Source organism: Fluviicola sp. (genome assembly GCF_029266855.1).
GTDB lineage: Bacteria > Bacteroidota > Bacteroidia > Flavobacteriales_D > Crocinitomicaceae > Fluviicola.
Map to the genome: position 1 here is coordinate 48,142 of NZ_JAQSWB010000007.1, position 20,523 is coordinate 68,664.

Here is a 20,523-nt window from a genome sequence, read left to right on the forward strand (position 1 = left end):
TGCTATTCGCTTCGTTTCAGGTTAATCGGCGCAGCTTTTGAAAGTACATAAGGGAAATTTTCCTCTACATAAGAACTCGGGTCTAAACCAAACTCGTTCTTTTCCGACAAACTTCTGCTCTTAATAAAGAAATAAGCATTCATGATGATCTTATGGAACCAAGGCAGTTCATTATCATTCGATAAAAACTTGCGGATTACAACAAATTTAAAATCCCCGATGTGATCACTGTGGTGGTATTCACAAGCATATCTGGAACGAATTTCGATCTCGTTGTTTTGAACCAACTCTTCCACAACCTGTTTGAACATCATATCCAATTTCGGCTGAATCCGGAATCCGAGTCTAAAATCAATGCGGATCAGGTCATTCTCGTCGTGCTTCGTAACCTTATATTCCTTGGTATAAGGTTCATCCGTCGTAATCACATGCACAAACCAATAGCGCTCCGCACGTTTTGGCTGCTGCTCCAAAATGGAATAGAAAACTTTCGATTCCACTTCATCAATACGTTCTGCACTGGTGAGGTAGACCAAATGGGTCGCATAAGTCGGAATCTGATCATCTATTGACAGCTTTTGTAAAATTGGAAGATAACTTTTCACTTTTACAAAATCGATGATACTATTTCGGATAATTTTGCTCTTGAAAATGACATACATCATTGCCATAACCGATAGCGCAATACTTAAGGTCAAATAACCTCCTTGTGGAAATTTCTCAATTTGAGAAATTAAAAAACTTCCTTCCACAATGAAAAACAAGCCAATCAATCCGTAGCGCAGAATCGAATTCCAATGTTTTCTGAGCAGGTAGAAATAAAGCAAAACGGTGGAACTAATCATGGTCAAAATGATCGATAACCCGTAGGCGGCCTCCATTTTTTCCGACTTTTCGAAGATGTAAACGATCGCAATACATCCGATCATTAAAAACCAATTGATGGAAGGTACGTATAACTGGCCCTTGATCTCTGAAGGGAAATTCACTTTCACCCGCGGCCATAGATTTAATCGAATAGCTTCATTGATCAAAGTGAATGAACCTGAGATCATTGCCTGTGAGGCTACAACAGCAGCAGCAGTCGCAATAATTACGGAAGCCAGTTTGAATCCGTCCGGGACAATTAAATAGAATGGATTTCCTCCGTGAATCTTTTCTCCGAGATGCTGAACCAAATACGCTCCCTGACCAAAATAGTTTAGCAACAACATCGCTTTTACAAAGATCCAGCTTACACGGATGTTTTCACGTCCGCAATGTCCTAAATCAGAATATAATGCCTCCGCTCCTGTTGTACATAAAAATACTGCTCCCAATAACCAGAATCCTTTCGGATAGTTAACCAAGAGATCATAAGCATAATAAGGATTCAATGCTTTTAAAATCCCGGGATTATGCATGAAGTATAAACTCCCCACAATTCCCAGCATTAAAAACCAAACCATCATGACAGGACCAAAAGCCCTTCCGATGAACTTGGTGCCAAACTGCTGAATGACAAAGATTCCGATGATAATCGCAATCGCAATCGGAACCGTATTGATTTTCGGGTAGATATAACCAAGTCCTTCGACAGCAGATGAAACAGAGATTGGAGGAGTAATAATTCCATCAGCGAGCAAAGAAGCTCCACCGATCATAGCTGGAATTACCAGCCATTTCCGATGCCGTCGAACCAAAGTATAGAGAGAGAAAATTCCACCTTCACCTTTGTTATCTGCTCTCAGGGTGATAATTACATACTTCAGTGTCGTTTGAAGTGTAATCGTCCAAAAAATACAGGATAATCCGCCAAGAATTAGCTGTTCCGTAAGGGTCCTGTCTCCGGCAATAGCCTTCAATACATAAAGTGGTGAGGTACCGATATCTCCGAATATAATCCCGACTGTGATAATCAATCCCGCGAACGAAAGCGCGTGATGATGCTGCTTTGACATAAGATGTTTGTATTAAAGTGTAAATGTACATATTGCTCAGATTACTTACTACGATTTGAGAAAAATTCCACAAAAAACTTTGAAGCGGAATGCTTACTTTTGCACCGATTTATGGGAAAGAATAAACTGAGACGCTTTGCGGAGATGAAACTGTGGAACAATGTGTTCGAACCGACTTTGGAACCGAATCCGCAGGAAGCATTTCCACTGAAAGGTAAATGGAACCAAGATTACTTTAAAAACTCCAATCCGATTGTGTTGGAACTCGGATGTGGAAAAGGAGAATATTCCGTTGGGCTGGCAAAACATTATCCGAACAAAAATTTTATCGGGGTTGATATCAAAGGTTCCCGCATGTTTGTTGGTGCGAAAGAAGCGCTTGATGAAAATTTGACGAACGTTGCTTTCCTAAGAACCAAAATTGATTTCATCGATTCGTATTTTGAAGCAAATGAAGTAGACGAGATTTGGTTGACTTTTTCAGATCCCCAACCCCTTAAACCAAGAAAACGATTGACCTCAGAACAATTCATTTCACGATACAAACGCATTCTGAAACCGGGAGGTCTTATTCACCTGAAAACAGATTCCGATTTATTGTTTGAATCCACTGAAGAACAAATCCAGGAGCACAACTACGAGGTGATTGAATTAAGTTGGGATTTATATCAATCAATGCCTGAAGATTTAGATCCTACAATCCGGGACATTCTACATATTAAAACCCATTACGAGCAATTGTTTACGGCCAAAGGTTCAGTGATTAAATATTGCTCTTTTAAGGTTCATTAAAACACGTAGGGTCGCGATTAATCGCGACCCTACGTGTTTTAATATAATCTAATTCTTTATGCGACTTTCAGTCGGGCAACTTTGCTCTTAGAAAACTGTGCTTTTGCATAATCCAAATCTACTCTGAACTCCTTCTCATTTTTAGAAGGTAATTCGTACATCGCATCTGTAAGAATTGCTTCACAAATAGATCTTAACCCGCGGGCACCTAATTTGAATTCAATTGCTTTCTCAACGATAAAATCCAGTACGTCTGCATCAAATTTCAAGCGGATTCCATCGATTTCAAATAATCGTATATATTGCTTGATAATTGCGTTTTTGGGCTCCGTAATGATTCGTTTCAGGCTTTTTGCATCCAGCGGCTCCAGGTAAGTCAATACCGGGAAACGACCAATCAATTCAGGAATCAATCCAAAGGATTTCACGTCCGTCGGAGTAATGTATTTCAGGAAGTTATCCTCATCTACTTTTTCTGTGACCTGGGATCCGAATCCAATGGTTTGTCGGTTTACACGACTTGCAATAATGCGTTCAATTCCATCAAAAGCTCCTCCGCAAACGAATAAAATATTTTTCGTATCGATTGCAATCATTTTCTGCTCCGGGTGTTTTCTTCCTCCCTGAGGCGGAACATTTACAACCGATCCTTCCAACAATTTCAAAAGTGCCTGCTGAACACCTTCACCAGAAACATCACGTGTTATGGATGGATTATCACTTTTACGGGCAATTTTATCGATCTCATCAATGAAGACAATCCCATGCTGTGCAGCCTGAACATTGTAGTCCGCCGCCTGTAACAAGCGGGAAAGAATACTTTCGACATCTTCTCCCACATAACCGGCTTCCGTCAATACCGTAGCATCGGCAATGCAAAACGGAACATTGAGCATTTTGGCAATTGTTTTAGCAAGTAAGGTTTTACCCGTTCCTGTACGACCAACAAGGATCACGTTTGACTTTTCAATTTCAACGTCTTCGATCTTGGTTTGATGCAAACGCTTGTAATGGTTATAAACAGCCACTGATAGCGTTTTCTTTGCATCATCCTGACCAATCACATATTCATCCAAACGTTCTTTGATGTCCAGGGGTTTTAAGACATTAACCGGAGCGCCCTGACTTGAAATCTTGGTAGTTTGATCTTCATCCACAATCATTCTTGCCTGAGCAATACAATGATCACAAATGTGTCCTGATAAACCGGCTATTAATAAACCTACTTGACTTCGCGGTCTCCCGCAAAACGAGCAAGAAGTTTCCTTTTTTGACATAATGTAATTTTTATCGACAAAAAAGTCATCCTGATAAACCAGAATGACTTAGATACTATTGTGCAAAGTTAGACTATTTTGGGTTGCGAAGCAAGATCTCGTCTACCATTCCGTAATCTTTTGCTTCTGCTGCCGTCATCCAGTAATCACGATCCGAATCAGCCCATACTTTTTCGTACGTTTGATTCGAATGCGTTGCGATAATGTCATACAATTCTTTCTTCAATTTCTGAATTTCACGAGCTGTGATTTCGATATCGGAAGCTTGTCCCTGAGCTCCACCAAGCGGTTGGTGAATCATTACACGTGCATGCTTTAAAGCCGAACGTTTACCTGCCGCACCGGCGCACATTAAAACTGCTCCCATAGAAGCTGCCATTCCTGTACAGATCGTTGCAACATCAGGTTTGATGTACTGCATCGTATCGTAAATTCCCAAGCCTGCATAAACAGATCCTCCCGGAGAATTCAAATAAATTTGAATATCTTTCTTTGAATCCGCTGATTCCAAGAACAACAATTGAGCATTGATGATATTAGCGACCTGATCGTTGATCCCCGTTCCCAGGAAAATAATGCGGTCCATCATTAGACGTGAAAAAACGTCCATTTGTGTCATATTCATATGACGTTCTTCGATAATATACGGTGTTAAAGAAGATTCGATGTAGCTTTCTAAGTGCATACTGGAAATTCCGACATGCTTTGTTGCGTACTTATTAAATTCGTTTTTGTCGAACATGTTTGATAGTTTTTTAGAAGTATTAAAATTAATAGGTTTCGGAAGATATTGATTCTTTTTTTGGCAGAAATTAACGAGAATAATTACAACATCAAAAAGTTCAAAACTTAATCGTAAGAAAATTCGATTTCATAGCTCGTATGTTTCCGGATGTTTAATACTCTTTCATCATCGAAAATCAAGTATTGGCCTTTGATTCCAGCAAGTCTGCCACTAATAAGCGGAGTTTTGTCAAAGCTCACACTTTTCACTTTCACAGGATATTTTTCAACCGGGTAATTCAATGAAATAATCGTGTCATTCATACTTACAAAATCACGCATATCGAAAGGAAGTAAATCTTCAACCCTTCCTTTTTCGTCCAGGAGATCCAATTCGTGATTGATTTCATTTTTGAGCATGCGCTGCCAGTTCGTTTTATCCGTCATGTATGATTTCAAGGCCACTTCAATAATTCCAGCTTCATACCGATTGGTTGTTTCTGCAAGAATGATTGCACTGGAAGCCCCCTGGTCAATCCAGCGGGTCATCGTTTGTTCGGCACGTGTAACACCGACTTTTATACTGTCTGAAGCCGCCAGATAAACAATATGCGGCTGGTTGTGGTGCAGATGTTCCCAATCGATATCTCTTCCTTCCCCTAAATGCGCCCTGCATAATTCCGGATTGATGATACATGGAGAAGCTTGTGGTGCAGACTGAAAACAATTGAAACAAAAGCCTTGTCCAAATGAATTCTTTGTTTGTTTCGAGCAGTTCGAACAAATGATTTTCCCTGTCCAGGTTAATGCAATCTCTTTCCCGATCAGGTCGTTCATCCGGATCTGCGGTTCATTGTTTAAAACAAGTTGGTATTGAATGGGTTCCTCAAACGAAACACGCATTTTATCTAGCAATCCTTTCATTTTCTTTTAGATTTTAGGACCTTAGGATTTAAGATTCAAGGACTATGATTAGTTATAAATCTTAATGTCTTAATGTCTTAATGTCTTAATGTCTTAATGTCTTAATGTCTTAATGTCTTAATGTCTTAATGTCTTAATCTTGTATACTTTCCAATTCCTCTGTAGCTTCCATCCACAGATCCGAGTAATAATCCAATTTGGACTTTACTTCTTCAAAAGCTTTCAGAACCGGAGCTGTTTTCGCAGAGTCCGTAAAATCCATCGTTGCTAACTGATCCTCTAGCACCTTCACTTCTTTTTCCAGTTCTTGAACGCGTTTTTCGTGCTCCCTCACTTTATTTTGAATCTGATTCTTTTTGCGCTTATTCTCCTTCCGTTCCTCCTGGGATTGATTTTTCACGGGTTGCTCAACAACTACTTCCTTTTGAACAGTTTTACTTTCCACCTTTTTAGATGAAGTATCCGATAATTTACGTTGTAAGTATTCATACACTCCAAAATGATGGATCTTCAGAGTCTGGTCTTCAATATCCCAAATACGGTTCGTTAATCCATCCAGGAATTCACGGTCATGCGATACAATTAAAAAGGTTCCTTCGTACTGCAACAAAGCCCGTTTCAAAACCTGCTTACTTTGAATATCCAAGTGATTCGTAGGCTCATCCAGGATCAAAACATTCGATGGACTTAAAAGTAATTGGCAAAGAGCCAAACGCGTACGTTCACCTCCCGACAAAACACCCACTTTCTTATCGACATCTTCGCCTGAGAATAAAAATGCTCCTAAAATAGAACGCAGATCTTTTCTCACATCACCGGACGCAACCAGGTCCACAGTTTCATAAACACTCAGATTCTTATTCAAACGCTCTGCCTGGTCTTGGGCAAAATAGGTAATCTTCACATTGTGACCGAATTCTACTTTTCCTTCAAAATCGATCTCTTTTGTCAGGCATTTAAATAACGTTGACTTACCCACTCCGTTCGGGCCTAAAAGTGCGATTTTCTCTCCTCTTCCGACTGTTATGGAAATATCCTTAAACAATGTTCTTGATCCGTAACTTTTACCCAAATGCTCCATTTCAAGCACCCACTTCCCTGGTTGAACATTTAGCGGAAAGAAAATATTCATTCGTGCAACAGCATCACTTTCAATTTCAATCCGTTCCGTACGATCGAGTTTTTTGATCAGGGACTGTGCAAACGCTGCTTTATTTTTCTTTGCCCGGAACTTATCAATCAATTCCTGGGTTTGCTTGATTTCTTTATCCTGTTGCTTTTTGGCGTCCGTCAATCGCTCCAGTTCTTCCGCTCTCAATTCCTTGTATTTTGAATAAGCGTAAGGAAAATCCAAAATCTTCCCGAAGGAAATCTCCCAGGTTCTATTCGTTACATTATCCAAAAACAACCTGTCGTGAGAAATAACGATCACCGCACCATCAAATTTTGTCAGGTAATTCTCCAACCATTGGATAGAAACAATATCCAGGTGATTGGTCGGCTCATCCAAAAGAAGCAAGTTCGGACGGTTTACCAATATTTTAGCCAATTCTGCTCTCATCTTCCATCCTCCGGAAAACGAGTTCAGTGCTTTTTCAAAATCATCCTTTTGAAAGCCAAGTCCATCGAGTACGGATGCTATTTTTTCTTCCCATTGGAATCCATCGTGAATATTGAACAGATCATTCGTAGCATTTAAATCATTCAACAACTCAAGATACGATTCGGATTCATAATCTTCGCGAGTTGTCAATTGCTGGTTAATCTCTTCAATGTGTTTTCTCAGATGATTTAATTGATCATTGGAAAAAAACAGGTAATCGAAGACACTTTGCTTGGTATCAATTACAATATCCTGGGTTAGAAAACCTACTTCCAGACCTTTCTGGCGATGAATTTGACCTTCTGTTGCCTTTTCGGTTTGAGCAATTAATCTCAAAAGCGTGGATTTTCCGGCTCCATTTTTACCGACTAAACCAATTCGATCTCCCTGATTAACCTGGGCAGAACAATCCTCAAACAAATAACCTTGTGGGAAATGCACTCCCAATTTTTCCAAAACAAGCATGTGCAAAGGTAGGCAAAGTCTTAGAAAGTTAGAAGGGAAAAGGTAAAACCGGGTGAATGAAAAGTAGGGGCCTAAAATTTTAGCCCCTACTTTTTCTAAAGAACAAATGACGCCAGTTTTTTTCTTACAATTTGATCCGGACCAATGTAATCCATTTTAACATTTACAATAGTTCCGGGTCTTCCTTGTTTCAATAACCGCGTTGCTTCATCCGAAAGGTGGCTTCCTTTTCCTTTTTCAGGTTTTGGAGCCGTATTTAAGCTCAATTCCCAATTTAAAATCGTGAACTTTGCATCCAGTGGACTGTTTTTATAACGTGAAAACAAATTCTTCTCCAAAGGAGAAATTTTCCCTCCTTCCTCTGCGGCCCCAAAGAAAAAGTCCGGATTTGGCAGTATCATCACCCGAAAAGAATAGGTTCCCAATTTCACTTTCTTTTTCGACACCGAATTCATTCCGTAAATGTCTACTGATGCCGTTTTTCCTGTTGTAGTTACTCTTGCAATCTGCTGATTCGGATTTCCGGACTGTTTTAGACTCACCCCGTTTCCGTTTAAAACCGTTTGATCATAACCGGATGCCACACCTTCAATCAAGTTGTCGTAACCTTTATACAACACATTCAGCTTTGGTAAAGAAACGGTTCCCTGGGGACGCATAATTTTAATCGTGTGCGACCAATTTTCCGTTTTCACCAATCCTGATTTGTTCTTGATCGAAACGGTCCCACTCAAAACCATTTCCCCGCCTGAACCAACTTTCGTTTTGATGATTCCTTTTCCGCCGGTTCCAACAAAAGAGGTTCCGTTATGAGTCACCGTAGGTTGATTGTCTGAATCAAAAGCTGCCATCATAACGTTTAGCTCCACTTCATCACCACTGTTTGCGATTTCAGGGCCATAGACCAATCCCACTATTTTATTAAAAGAATACTCTCCTGTAGAAACTTTTGATTTCAGATGTCCCAGGGCAAGAGAACGCGCAGAAAGAACATCCTGCTGCATAGAGGAAAGTGAGGCTAAAGCTGCCACAAGCGGAGCATGATCAAATGTTTGTCCGACCCAATGAACGCCTTCAATATCATTTTGTGTAACACGCTCCTGTTTGGTTAAATTCATGTAAATAGAAGACAGAATTTCTTCATCGTCCCGTAAATTGATCTTAGATGATTGAAGCATTCGGTTAACCTGTTTTCTCAGATCCTTTGAATCTTTGAAACTATTGATTGCCTTCGGTTTAATGGAATATGATTTTTTCCCATCCTTGTAAGTGGCTACCGTTTCAATCAATTTTGAACGAAATTCGTTGTAATCGTCCCAAATCATTTTTCCTTTCCCAGACGGATTCTTTATATCATCGCGAACCAGGATATGCATTGGAATATCATACTGATCTTTAGCCTGAACAGCCATCAGGTTCATTCGGGCAGGCCGGCAATTATTTCCTTTTTCCCACATGATTGTTTCCTTGTCATCCGGTTTTATTTTGGTGATTTCTTCTCCGGACTCCCGCAACAGTTCTAATTTAACACGATCAATTTCCTGGATCAAATCGGCTGACAGTTTATCTACCTGCTGCATTTGCTTCATTATTTTTTTTAGTTTTTGAAGTTTTTGAGCATGTTCTTTTCCGTGAGTTGAGGCAATTTCATCAGAAATATCAGTGATAAATTCAGAACCTCTATCCACTTGCATACTATTCGATTTCTGAGTATTTTCTTCAATCGCTACGAAAGCATCCAAAATGGTCTTCGATACGTTCAATGCCAAAAGTGCGGTCAGTACGAGATACATCATTCCGATCATCTTTTGTCTCGGGGTTTCTTTTCCTCCAGCCATGATTTAAATTTTAAGGTTTATACTAATCGAAATGTCATTTATTCAATTAGTAACGGGAGGACAAAAAAAATGTCCGCCGGGGCGGACACTATTTACTATTAAAAATTCCAGACATCCTGTTCAAAAGTCCGGATACTTTCAATGATATCCGCAGATTCCTGCAGGGCATCTACTCCTGTCCGGTAACTATCGATTGATCTGTCAAACACATTACTTTCCTTGTAAACTGTACTGGAAAATCTTCGTTTCCAAAATAAATCGTCAAAACTCATCCACTGTGCATCATTTTTCTCGTTGTATACATAGTAGTTTGTGAGAAGATATCTCAAGTGGGGGAAATAAACCCAGAATTTGGTTTCCATACCGGAGATCATCTTTTGTCCGTTTGGCGCTGTCTCTTCCTTTAAAACTACCGGTGCAATCCCCATAATCCGTACATCCATAACGGAGCGTTCCTTGTCGAAAAACCAATCTTCCTTAATCAGGTACTTTACTATATGCTCGGAATCGATCCAGGCAGTATCCCTGTCAGCATAAACATATTCTTCTACCCCATTTACCCACCTGGTAGAATCACGACCATCATACGTTGAAATCACAACATCCGTTGCAGGCCCTAATTTCCCTAAATAGTAAAACACTTCATTTCTAAAAACGGAATCGTTGCAATAATTTCCGCCTGATTTGGAAACAATAGGATATTTGAACTGATCGCCGTCCAAAACATCAAATTGGTAAGGATTATAAGGTGAGAAGATCTTCAGGTCACCTTGCATGATATGATGCCTCATAATGGTCCACAAAGACCAGCAATTGGTGTTTCTTACGTATTGTCCGGAAGGAGTATGATGATCAAAAGGATAATACAACGGGTGATTGATCTTTTCGCGCAGATCGATTTCCCTCCAAACCCGTTTACTCCAAACTACATCTGCTTCGCGAACATATTCATAAGAAATAGTTCTTTTGGTCAGAACGTGTTCTTTGATGTAAGGATAATCCAAAATCGGAGTTGAGGAAATAAAGTCAGTTGATTCACATTGCGCATTCAAATCACAGCTTGCGGCGAGAATGAGGATAAAGGTATATTTTTTCATGGCTTTGGGTTTTCCAGATAGCGCGAAAAACAGCCATTCGTTACACTTGATATCCAGCTGATTATTAACAAAACACTGAATACATTTTAATTCCAACCATTCAAAAAAACTGAACCTGAAATAACATTCATACCTGAAATTTTATGCACTTTTGCACAGCGTTATGAAACCTCCCCGAAATACTTATATTTGGGTGCTCAACTAAAAAACTAATTAATGCTGGATTCACAAAAGACTCCTCTTAAGACGGACCTTGAAAATTATTTTCACCAATTTCGCCAAAATATTATTGGGATAGAACAGGAGTTCAACTCACCTTTTGGTAAGCAACAGATCGTTTATACGGATTGGACCGCCAGCGGAAGGCTTTACCGTCCGATTGAAGAAAAGATTATCAACGAATTCGGACCCTTTGTTGCAAACACTCATACCGAAACTACCGTTTCAGGGACGGCGATGACAAACGCTTATCATGAGGCACGCCACATAATAAAACATCATGTGAATGCCGGGCCTGATGATATTCTGATAACAGATGGTACAGGTATGACAGGTGTTATCAATAAATTTCAGCGAATCCTCGGATTGAAAATGCCCGAACAACTGAAAAGCTGTGCCAATATTCCCGAAGCGTTGAGACCTGTAGTTTTTGTCTCACACATGGAACATCACAGCAATCAGACCTCATGGTTGGAAACTATTGCCAAAGTGGAAATCATCCCAGCCTGCGAGCAAGGTCTTTTATCTCTTGACAGTTTAGCAGAACTACTTGACAAATACAAAGAACATCCACTGAAGATCGCTTCAATAACAGCCTGCAGTAATGTTACAGGGATTAAAACACCATACTATGAAGTTGCCAGGCTTATGCATCAAAACAACGGTTTATGCTTTGTGGATTTTGCCTGCTCTGCTCCTTATGTTAGTATCGACATGCATCCGGCTGACAGTGAGACCTGGCTTGATGCGATTTTCTTTTCTCCCCATAAATTCCTTGGGGGCCCAGGTACAAGCGGGGTACTCATTTTCAATAAGAAATTATACAGCAACACTGTACCCGATCATCCGGGAGGGGGAACTGTCAAATGGACGAACCCATGGGGCGGACATAAATACTTTGATAACATTGAAGAGCGCGAAGATGGCGGTACACCGGGATTCCTCCAGGTGATCAGATCCGCTCTTGCTATAAAACTGAAAGAGAAGATGAGCATCGATAAAATCCTTCAGCGTGAAAAGGAGCTGATCGATTATATCTTTGAACAGTTTGAGAAAATTCCAAATCTTACACTTCTCGCTCCACAGCATAAAGACAGGCTTGGGGTGATTTCTTTTTATATCGACAACTTACACTTCAATCTTGGTGTAAAATTACTCAATGATCGTTTCGGGATACAAACCCGGGGTGGCTGTAGCTGTGCGGGTACATACGGTCATTATTTGTTACATGTTGACCAGGAACAGTCAAATTACCTTACCGAAAAGATAAGCTGTGGCGACCTGAAGGAAAAACCAGGATGGATTCGTTTATCAATTCACCCGACGACAACTAATGCAGAGATACACTACGTTTGTGAAAGTATAAAACAACTTGCGAAAAATCATATGGAATGGACTAATGATTACCGGTATAATCCTGCAAGCAATGAGTTTGTGCACGGTTCGATGAATCCCAACGAGATTCATATGGTCAAACAATGGTTTCAACTATAACCAGCTAATTCAATCCCCTAGTTTTAAGAGAAATCTTTCGCTCTCCTTTTAATATCTTCAACAAACTGCTGAATATTGAGTAAATCAAGCCCGTATAGCTTTGCATGGCAGAAGAGAGCTCCAGCGTTTTCATTGTGACGGATACAAGTCCCGGTTAGAAACAAAAAACCCCGACGTTCGCTGAAGCGAAGTCGGGGTTCATTATTTTTTGATTCAATTAGAAGTTCCAAACATCGTGTTCGAAGTTTCTAATCTCTTCTGTAATTTTCTCAGATTCCATTAGTGCATCTACACCCGTTTTGTAACTATCAATCTCACGATCGAATACGTTACTCTCACGGTAGATTGAACTAGTGAAGCGACGTTGCCAAAACAAATCATCAAAGCTTTGCCATTGCGCATCATTCTTTTCGTTATACACAAAGTAATTCGCTAAAATGTAACGGCAATGAGGGAAGTATAACCAAAATTTCTCATCCATTCCGGTAATTGTTTTACCACCTGTAGGAGAAACCTCTTCTCTGTATACAACCGGTGCAATCCCTAAAATTCGCACATCCAATACAGATCTTTCCTTATCAAAGAACCAATCTTCTTTAATGCGGTACTGAACAATTTGTTCAGAATCGATCCACATTGTATCAGCTGGCGGATATTTGAAAGTAATCGTTCCATCAGGAAGCGTGATTTCAATTGGGTCTCCAAATTCATTTGTCAATGGGACATCACTTTGAGCACCTAATTTTCCTAAATAATAGAATACTTTGTCACGGAATAAAGAATCGGTATAATAATTCTTACCCGCTTCAGGTACAACAGGATACTTGAACTGATCTCCGTCTAACATATCATACTGATATGGATTATAAGGGGAAAACACTTTCAAATCTCCATTGATGATATGGTGACGCATAATTGTCCACAATGACCAGCGGCTTGTATTTCTTACATACTGACCAGATGGTGTGTGATAATCAAACGGTAAATAAATCGGGTGATTCATTTTTTCACGCATATCAATCATGCGCCAAACACGATGACTCCAGACTACATCAGCTTCCCGAACAAACTCATACGAAATCATTCTTTTGGTAGGTATATGTTCTGTCATATACACCCCATCGATTACATCCGCCTGAGGAACATTCACTGGTCCACCATTGATCTCTTGCGCGTTCGTTAACAACGAACCGGCAAACAAGGTACTTAATAGAACTAAACGTTTCATGATTGACACTCTATTATTTGTTATTTATTAAATGGTAAACACACCACTTTTCTTACGTAGGATTCCGTCCGGCCCTTTAACTTGCGTCATAAAGCTGATCGTAGATCCTGGTTTTGCTTGTCTCATTAAGCTGATTCCATCCGCGTTCAATTGGTTTCCAGTTCCTTTAGCAGGACGTGGAGCACCGGCAACGTTTAATTCCCAAGTTTGAACTGTAAACTCAGCTTTTAACGGACTATCAGAGTAACGTGCAAATAAACGTGTTTCTGCTTTTGAAGCTTTACCACCATCTTCAACTGCTCCGAAGAACAATGATGGAGGAGGTAAGTTCATTACACGGAACGTAAATGTTCCTAATGAAACTGTTTTATTTGTTACAGAGTTTTTACCGGAGATTGAAATAGTCGCTGTTCTTCCAGCACCACTTACACGACCGATATAACCGTTTCCTGATTTCGTTAAAGATACACCATTACCGTTCAGGATTGTCTGATCGTAACCAGAAGCAACACCTTCAACAATATTGTTATATCCTTTGTACAATACATTCAATTCAGGAAGGGAAACAGTTCCTTGTGGCTTCATAATTTTAATGGTATGAGTCCAATTCTCCGTTTTCTTAACTCCTGATTTGTTTTTGATTGATACAGTACCACTCAATACCATCTCAGCACCACCGGCAACTTTCGTTTTCAAAGTACCTTGACCACCAGCAACCGTAATTGCTCCAGGACCAGTTACTTCCGGTTGGTTATCCGAATCAAATGCAGCCATCATTACTTTCAACTCCACTTCATCACCTGTATTAGCGATCGCAGGACCGTAAGCCAATGGCATAATTTTGTTGAAAGAGTACTCTCCGGTAGAAACTTTAGATTTCAAGTGAGCCAAAGCATAAGCACGTGCAGATAAAACGTCTTGTTGTAAAGAAGTTAATGATGCAACCGCAGCTACCAAAGGAGCATGGTCAAATGTAGCTCCGATCCAATGGATACCTTCCAAATCGTGAACTTTCACACGCTCCGGTTTTGTCAAGTTAATGTACAAGTCAGTCAAAGCCTGGTCATCATCCATGTGATTTACCTTACTTTTCTTCACCATGTCAGAAACTTTCTTAACCAGATCAGCATTGTTCTTAAACTCGTTGATTGGAGTTGGATTAATTGAATAAGATTTTCCTCCTTCATTATAGGAGCCAACCGTTTTCACTAAATCAGAACGAAACTTCACGAAATCTTCCCACAACTGTTTTCCTTTTCCGTCTGGGTTTTTGATTTCCTTTCCAACGATTTCATGCATTGGAATATCGTATTGATCTTTAGACTGAACAGCCATCAAATTCATACGAATCGGTTTACATTTAGCACCTTTCTCCCAAAGAATGGTGTTTTCATCCTGATTCTTGTATTCCTTTACCGCTTCACCGGATTTTTCTAAGATTTCCAATTTAATCTCATCAATATTTTTAAGCAACTTATCGGATAATTTATCCACTTCTTCCATTTGCTTTAAAATCTTCTGCAATTTTTCTCTCTTAGCAGCATTTTCAGCATTCTTCGGAGTTGTATTAAGCTCACTGTTTACATCACTTGTGAACCCTTCTCCTCGCTCAAACTGAGCGATATTAGCCTTTTGTATATTTTCTTCAATTGCGACAAAAGCATCCAGAATCTGTTTTGATACGTTCAACGCCAAGAGCGCCGTCAATACCAAGTACATCATCCCGATCATCTTCTGTCTTGGGGTTTCTTTTCCACCTGCCATGACTTCTAAATTTTATTGGTTTACTTGTTAGTAATATTCAATTTTAATAAAGTAACTATCGATTAAATAATTAATCTCTAGAAATTGTCATAGCTTTTAACATGTTGCCATAAACTGCATTTAAGTCAGTCAAGTTTTTAGACAACATTGCCATATTCTCTTTGTATAGACGAGTATCTTCAGCTGAATCAGATAGGTTCTTCATCATTTCAGTTACCTGACCCTGGAATTTCTCTGTAGCCTCCAAATGAGCAGAAGATCCTTTCAATTGCAATTCATATACGTTGTTCAAAGCAGCCAAGTTTTTAGAAACTTTTTGCATTTGCTCACCGAATGATTCACCTTCTTGTGTATTTGAAGTCATTCCTGAAATCGAAACTGACGCTCTTTCATAAGCTTCAGATAATGAAGATACTTTGTCAGATGCCGCTTGTAGTGAAGAAACATAAGAGTCAGTTGCCGCTGCTGCAGATGTTACACCTTTCAATTGAGAAGCATTCTCACCCAACTGACGCATTCCATCGCCTAAACGCTCCAATAATTGACCATCAATTTTAGCTTCCTCTAACATTTTGTCCAAGTGTTCAGTAATCCCGGTTCCACCAGAATTCTTCCCTCTTCCTGCCGGTAAAGCATCGTGATCTAATTCATCACTGTGTGCAAAAGCCAATTCAGGGTAAACAAGCTCCCAATTCGGATCCTCATGGATCGGCTCAAATGCAGAGAAAATGAAAATGATAGCTTCCATTAACAAACCTACAGTAAGCATAAGACTCGCTCCTGGTAAATGTTCGATTTTAAATAATGCTCCAACGATTACGATTGCCGCACCGAAACCGTATAGTTTCGACATAAACTTTTTCCATCCTTTACTTCCTGGTTTCATAGTTTTCTTTGTTTTTTAGGTTTAACCAAATTTATTGTTTTGTAATTGTTTGTTTATTCCTAGCGAAGTTGGATATCGCTACGAATTTCTTCGCCGCCCTCTTTTGAGAAATCACGTCCACCACGCCCTAAGTGTGTTGCCACATTTCGGAACCCGACGTACGATTTAGCCGTATCTTGATACTCGTATGTACGAGTTGAAGTTTGCAAATAGTAACCTACATCTTTCCAAGAACCACCGCGGATAACCTTACGTTTCATTGCCGGCGGATCCCAGTCCATTGCATCGTATCTGTATTCAGTATTCAAATCATGTGAGAACTCATACATTGCTTCATCATATGCTGTTTCACACCATTCCGAAACGTTACCGGCCATACAATAAAGACCCCATCCGTTCGGGTTGTAAGAATATGCTTTCACAGTATGGAAACCACCATCCTCAAAATAACGTCCTCTCATCGGTTTAAAGTTACCAAGGAAACATCCGCTTTGATTACGGATATATGGTCCACCCCACGGATATGGTGAGTTATTCAAATCACCGCGAGCTGCTCTTTCCCATTCTGCCTCGGTTGGTAAACGGAAATCATTCACGAATAAATCTCCCATTGCCTGCAACCAGCTATTTAACAATTGAGTTCTCCAAATAGAAAATGCCTTTGCCTGAACCCATGTAATACCAATAACCGGATAGTTATCGTATGCAGGATGCCAGAAGTACATATTTGTCATTGGATCATGGAATGCATAAGTGAAATCACGAACCCAAACCAATGTATCCGGGTATACGTTTATTTCTTCATCAATGATAAATCTTTGACGATTCTCATGGCCACGTAGACCTGTACTTTGACCTTTTTTGTTGAAGTAACTCAAATCCTTATCCAAACCTTGTGGCTCTTCTGTAAACGGATGCGGCGGAGTATTCAAATCACGGTGTTCCGGACTGATCTCATTACCTTCTTTATCCATTCCATTATGAACGATTTCAATTCGACCTCTTTTGGCAGCTTCTCGTAAATCGATCCAATAGTACTTGAAATTCAATTTTCGAGTATCTATCTCACGACGCTTGTAGAAACGCTCAGGTTGAGGATAGTACATATCCGCTAACAATGGCATCAAATCCGGATCATCGTAAGAAAATTTACGATCCCAATTCAATGAAAATTGCGCACGATTCACATCGCGATCAGAAGGTTCGAATTCAACCATCTCCAATGCACCTTCATCGAAATACATATCTGAATAGCTGATGTAGCGAGACGCTTCTTCATCTTCTTCCAATCCGGCATAAATACGTTCACGAGCCATTGAGTCTCTAACCCATTCAACAAATTGACGATACTCGTTATTTGTGATTTCAGTTTGGTCAATATAAAACGCCTGAACAGACACGGTCTTTGCACGAGTTTGGTGCAAGAACGGAACATCCTGATCATTTTCTCCCATGATATAGGACCCCGATGGAACATAGACCATTCCAAGAGGAATTTCAGGTTGATAGACTCTACGACCTAATGAACCCGTCAAATGGCCACTACGTGAGCTACAAGAGGCAACTAAGGCCCCAATTAAACCGATAAACAACAGTTTTTTCATTCTAGTTCAATTTTACAGTTCCGGATTTATCGTTAACATTCTACAGGATCAATTTTGCGATATAACGGAATCGAATAAAAAATGGTTACAAAGATTCTTATTTTTTTTTGATTTTACAACCATTTTGGATGATGTGCCTTCGTAATTGGTATAATAGGAATATAACAAAACTTAAGCGCAATTTCATGTGTACCGTTGGAAATGCTTGACACTCTTCCAATTGAAATATCATATGAATAACCTACCCACATAAACATTCTGCTTTTAGGTGATGAAATATTAAATGCTCTCCATCCTAACAACACAGAAACAGACTCACTATTTCTAAAGCCTAAACCGCCATACAAGAAACCTCTATAAATATATCGTGCATTCAAATTACCTGAATACTTCAATAAATCTGTCTGCAAGTTCCCTTGAATATCCAAATCACCAGGTCCTAACGCTCTGAAAGTATAACCTCCCATTGCATAGTAGTGACGAGCTAAATCATAAGGAACAGTACCTGTACCACTTGAAGTAGGAACAGAACTTGTCAGGTTTAATGCCGACGCCTGTAAATGGCTTGACGACAAACCGGCATACCAATTCTGGGCACGGTAATACAAACCAAAGTTCAGATCAAAGGTAATTGCCGAACTGGCACCAGGGAAAGTCGGGTCAATTTGTGTCTGAGGCCCAACCCAAGTCGGACTCATTCCAAAATTCACCATTCCGACACCCAATCCGATACCAAGTCTTCCGTTACCCAATTGAATATGATGCGAATAATTCAACATCACATTGTTTTGTCTGTTAAAGCCGATCGCATCATGAGTGAAGTTCAAACCAAAACCGCCAGTCCACTTACCAAAGCTTTCCATGTTTGCTTCGGCATTAAAAACTACAGAGTTCGGTGCTCCATTCACTTTATCCCACTGATTGCGATAAATCAAATTTCCACACAACCCTTCTTCGATACCAGTTGCGCCCGGGTTAATGGCGAATTTATTGTAAATAAAATGTGTTAATGCGATATCTTGCTGAGCAGAAGCTCCGAAAGAACATAACACAAACGCTGATAAAATACGTAACGTTTTATTCATATTAAAGGGTCCTAATTTGGTTTTAACATGCTTGGCTTTAACAAATTTTAGCCAATTGGCGACTAAAATAAGTATTTTTTAGAACAAACAAAATTTTTTAGTGGAATCAATTCATCTTTTCCACAATGAAATGTTGAAGAGATAAATATTTAACACAACCTCCTGTTACGAAAGACCAGCCAAAAGGTTACCCCAGTTTCTGATATGTTTTCCACCATAGATTAGGTATGTCTCCATTCAATGCGTTGCTGTACTGGGATTTATCACACGGAACCATGTGATGTCTTTCATATTTTACGCCTTCTTTCGGAGGGTAAGGAACCTCCATCCACCAGCGCTCAGAACGATTGCTGCGATAAAAAATAATATCGTGATTTATTTCATCCAAAAAGACGGTGAACTTGGTATATTCCTTTTTTGAACCAATTGGGAAGTCTCCGACACGCTGTGAATAACCATCCACAAAATACCAGATAATTTGAGCAATTTCAGCATGGGCACTTTCAGCAATATCTCCCGGTAATAAATTGAACAAACCAACAGAAGTTAATTTATCCGAGATGCCTGCATATTTTGCAATTTGACAAATATCCTGGTTATCCAGCCCATTCGGCTGAGAGAAATACTTTCCTTTGAAATCGGATGCTTTGATCGCTTGCAGATCGATGCTCAGCAGATCAGTGTTTCGAAGCAGGGGTTCTGCGATCCTGAAATCACCTTTAAACTCGCCTAAACGGACAGCATCAAAGAATAGCTTCTCAAACAAGTCTATTTCCGAAGCTTTTACCAGAGGAGTCTGATATCCTATTACTGACAGATTAAAGAGATAACATGGTCTGTGCATCAGTAATTTGCTTACATACGCATCTTTGCCAATGGGAAGCTCCGGATCACCGAGATCAAGCTTGGAATCAATATTTAATACATTAATGAGCTGTTCGAGTTCTTCGTATCCCTGGTACATTGCATATGTCAAATCCTGGGAACCACCGATTACAACCGGAACAACTGATTTTTTTACCAGTTCGGCAATAACCTGTCTCAATGCGAAATAGGTATCCTCCACCCTTTCCCCGGGCATCAGGTTTCCTAAATCATAGATTTTAAAGTTCCAATTGCTTGCGGGAAAGTAACTGTTGAGCTGATCTCTGAAACGGTCATCTGTTTGTCCATGCAAAGATGCTTCGCCATTTCTGAATTCAGGGACATATATTAAGGCAAGGCCGGCCTTATCTATTTCAGGGAAACCCGACTCATCATTTCGGACAATAAACTCGCCCAAAGATTCCTGAACAGGATTTTCAATTGTGTTAAGCGGACTGAAATAAATAGATATATCCTTCATTCTAAAAATGTCTTTCGACAAAAATAACCGAATGGAATATCGCTACGACCTTGTTTTCAATTAAGAATAAAGAGTGAAAAGTTAATAACTCAGATTAATTCAAAATTCAAAAGTCAGAATTCAAAAAGTTCGGGCTTCGCTGCCCCTCGTGCTTAGCTTTTTGTGAAAGCTGCACTCAGTCTTCAGTAGCTTCGCGTTCCCTCGTGCTTAGCTTTTTGTGAAAGCTGCACTCAGTCTTC

The 20,523-nt window shown here is 39.8% G+C and carries 15 protein-coding genes; 2 read left to right on the forward strand and 13 right to left on the reverse strand.

The window, feature by feature from the left end:
- Window positions 1–2: 2 nt before the first annotated feature.
- Entirely contained in the window at window positions 3–1,940 is a 1,938-nt protein-coding gene (locus K0S23_RS13975) for a KUP/HAK/KT family potassium transporter (protein WP_300358554.1), read from the reverse strand.
- Between the two features lie 111 nt (window positions 1,941–2,051).
- Here K0S23_RS13975 and trmB point away from each other — a divergent pair, with 111 nt between their 5' ends.
- Window positions 2,052–2,732 carry a tRNA (guanosine(46)-N7)-methyltransferase TrmB gene (gene trmB, locus K0S23_RS13980; protein WP_300358555.1) on the forward strand — a complete coding sequence of 227 codons (681 nt, stop codon included), beginning with the start codon at window positions 2,052–2,054 and terminating at the stop codon, window positions 2,730–2,732.
- Between the two features lie 56 nt (window positions 2,733–2,788).
- Here trmB and clpX read toward each other — a convergent pair whose 3' ends face one another.
- The 6 genes from clpX to gldN (K0S23_RS14010) all read right to left on the reverse strand — a co-directional run bounded on the left by clpX (window position 2,789) and on the right by gldN (K0S23_RS14010) (window position 10,659).
- Window positions 2,789–4,009, reverse strand: coding sequence for an ATP-dependent Clp protease ATP-binding subunit ClpX (gene clpX / locus K0S23_RS13985; RefSeq protein ID WP_300358557.1), 1,221 nt, complete (start codon window positions 4,007–4,009; stop codon window positions 2,789–2,791).
- Between the two features lie 73 nt (window positions 4,010–4,082).
- The gene (gene clpP, locus K0S23_RS13990; protein ID WP_300358559.1) at window positions 4,083–4,751 is read right to left on the reverse strand and encodes an ATP-dependent Clp endopeptidase proteolytic subunit ClpP; all 669 of its coding nucleotides are present in this window, start codon (window positions 4,749–4,751) and stop codon (window positions 4,083–4,085) included.
- A gap of 107 nt (window positions 4,752–4,858) precedes the next feature.
- Window positions 4,859–5,656 (reverse strand): DUF2797 domain-containing protein, encoded by a 798-nt coding sequence (locus tag K0S23_RS13995; protein WP_300358561.1) that lies wholly within the window; start codon window positions 5,654–5,656, stop codon window positions 4,859–4,861.
- Window positions 5,657–5,789: 133 nt separating this feature from the next.
- The gene (locus K0S23_RS14000; RefSeq protein ID WP_300358563.1) at window positions 5,790–7,724 is read right to left on the reverse strand and encodes an ABC-F family ATP-binding cassette domain-containing protein; all 1,935 of its coding nucleotides are present in this window, start codon (window positions 7,722–7,724) and stop codon (window positions 5,790–5,792) included.
- A 95-nt stretch (window positions 7,725–7,819) separates the two neighbouring features.
- On the reverse strand, window positions 7,820–9,562 hold the full coding sequence (locus K0S23_RS14005) for a GldM family protein (RefSeq protein ID WP_300358565.1): 1,743 nt from the start codon (window positions 9,560–9,562) through the stop codon (window positions 7,820–7,822).
- 98 nt (window positions 9,563–9,660) lie between these two features.
- Window positions 9,661–10,659: a gliding motility protein GldN gene (gene gldN, locus K0S23_RS14010; protein ID WP_300358568.1), complete on the reverse strand. Its 999-nt coding sequence runs from the start codon at window positions 10,657–10,659 to the stop codon at window positions 9,661–9,663.
- 216 nt (window positions 10,660–10,875) lie between these two features.
- Here gldN (K0S23_RS14010) and K0S23_RS14015 point away from each other — a divergent pair, with 216 nt between their 5' ends.
- Window positions 10,876–12,372 carry an aminotransferase class V-fold PLP-dependent enzyme gene (locus K0S23_RS14015; RefSeq protein WP_300358570.1) on the forward strand — a complete coding sequence of 499 codons (1,497 nt, stop codon included), beginning with the start codon at window positions 10,876–10,878 and terminating at the stop codon, window positions 12,370–12,372.
- Between the two features lie 217 nt (window positions 12,373–12,589).
- Here K0S23_RS14015 and gldN (K0S23_RS14020) read toward each other — a convergent pair whose 3' ends face one another.
- The 6 genes from gldN (K0S23_RS14020) to K0S23_RS14045 form a co-directional block, all read right to left on the reverse strand.
- Complete coding sequence (gldN, locus tag K0S23_RS14020) at window positions 12,590–13,600, reverse strand: gliding motility protein GldN (protein ID WP_300358572.1); 1,011 nt, start codon at window positions 13,598–13,600, stop codon at window positions 12,590–12,592.
- A 27-nt stretch (window positions 13,601–13,627) separates the two neighbouring features.
- Window positions 13,628–15,364, reverse strand: a complete 1,737-nt coding sequence (locus tag K0S23_RS14025) for a GldM family protein (protein WP_300358575.1) — start codon at window positions 15,362–15,364, stop codon at window positions 13,628–13,630.
- 70 nt (window positions 15,365–15,434) lie between these two features.
- Window positions 15,435–16,250, reverse strand: coding sequence for a gliding motility protein GldL (gldL, locus tag K0S23_RS14030; protein WP_300358578.1), 816 nt, complete (start codon window positions 16,248–16,250; stop codon window positions 15,435–15,437).
- A gap of 59 nt (window positions 16,251–16,309) precedes the next feature.
- Entirely contained in the window at window positions 16,310–17,854 is a 1,545-nt protein-coding gene (locus K0S23_RS14035; RefSeq protein ID WP_300358581.1) for an SUMF1/EgtB/PvdO family nonheme iron enzyme, read from the reverse strand.
- 113 nt (window positions 17,855–17,967) lie between these two features.
- Entirely contained in the window at window positions 17,968–18,939 is a 972-nt protein-coding gene (locus tag K0S23_RS14040; protein ID WP_300358584.1) for a type IX secretion system membrane protein PorP/SprF, read from the reverse strand.
- A 187-nt stretch (window positions 18,940–19,126) separates the two neighbouring features.
- Entirely contained in the window at window positions 19,127–20,284 is a 1,158-nt protein-coding gene (locus K0S23_RS14045; RefSeq protein ID WP_300358585.1) for a formimidoylglutamase, read from the reverse strand.
- Between the last annotated feature and the right edge of the window lie 239 nt (window positions 20,285–20,523).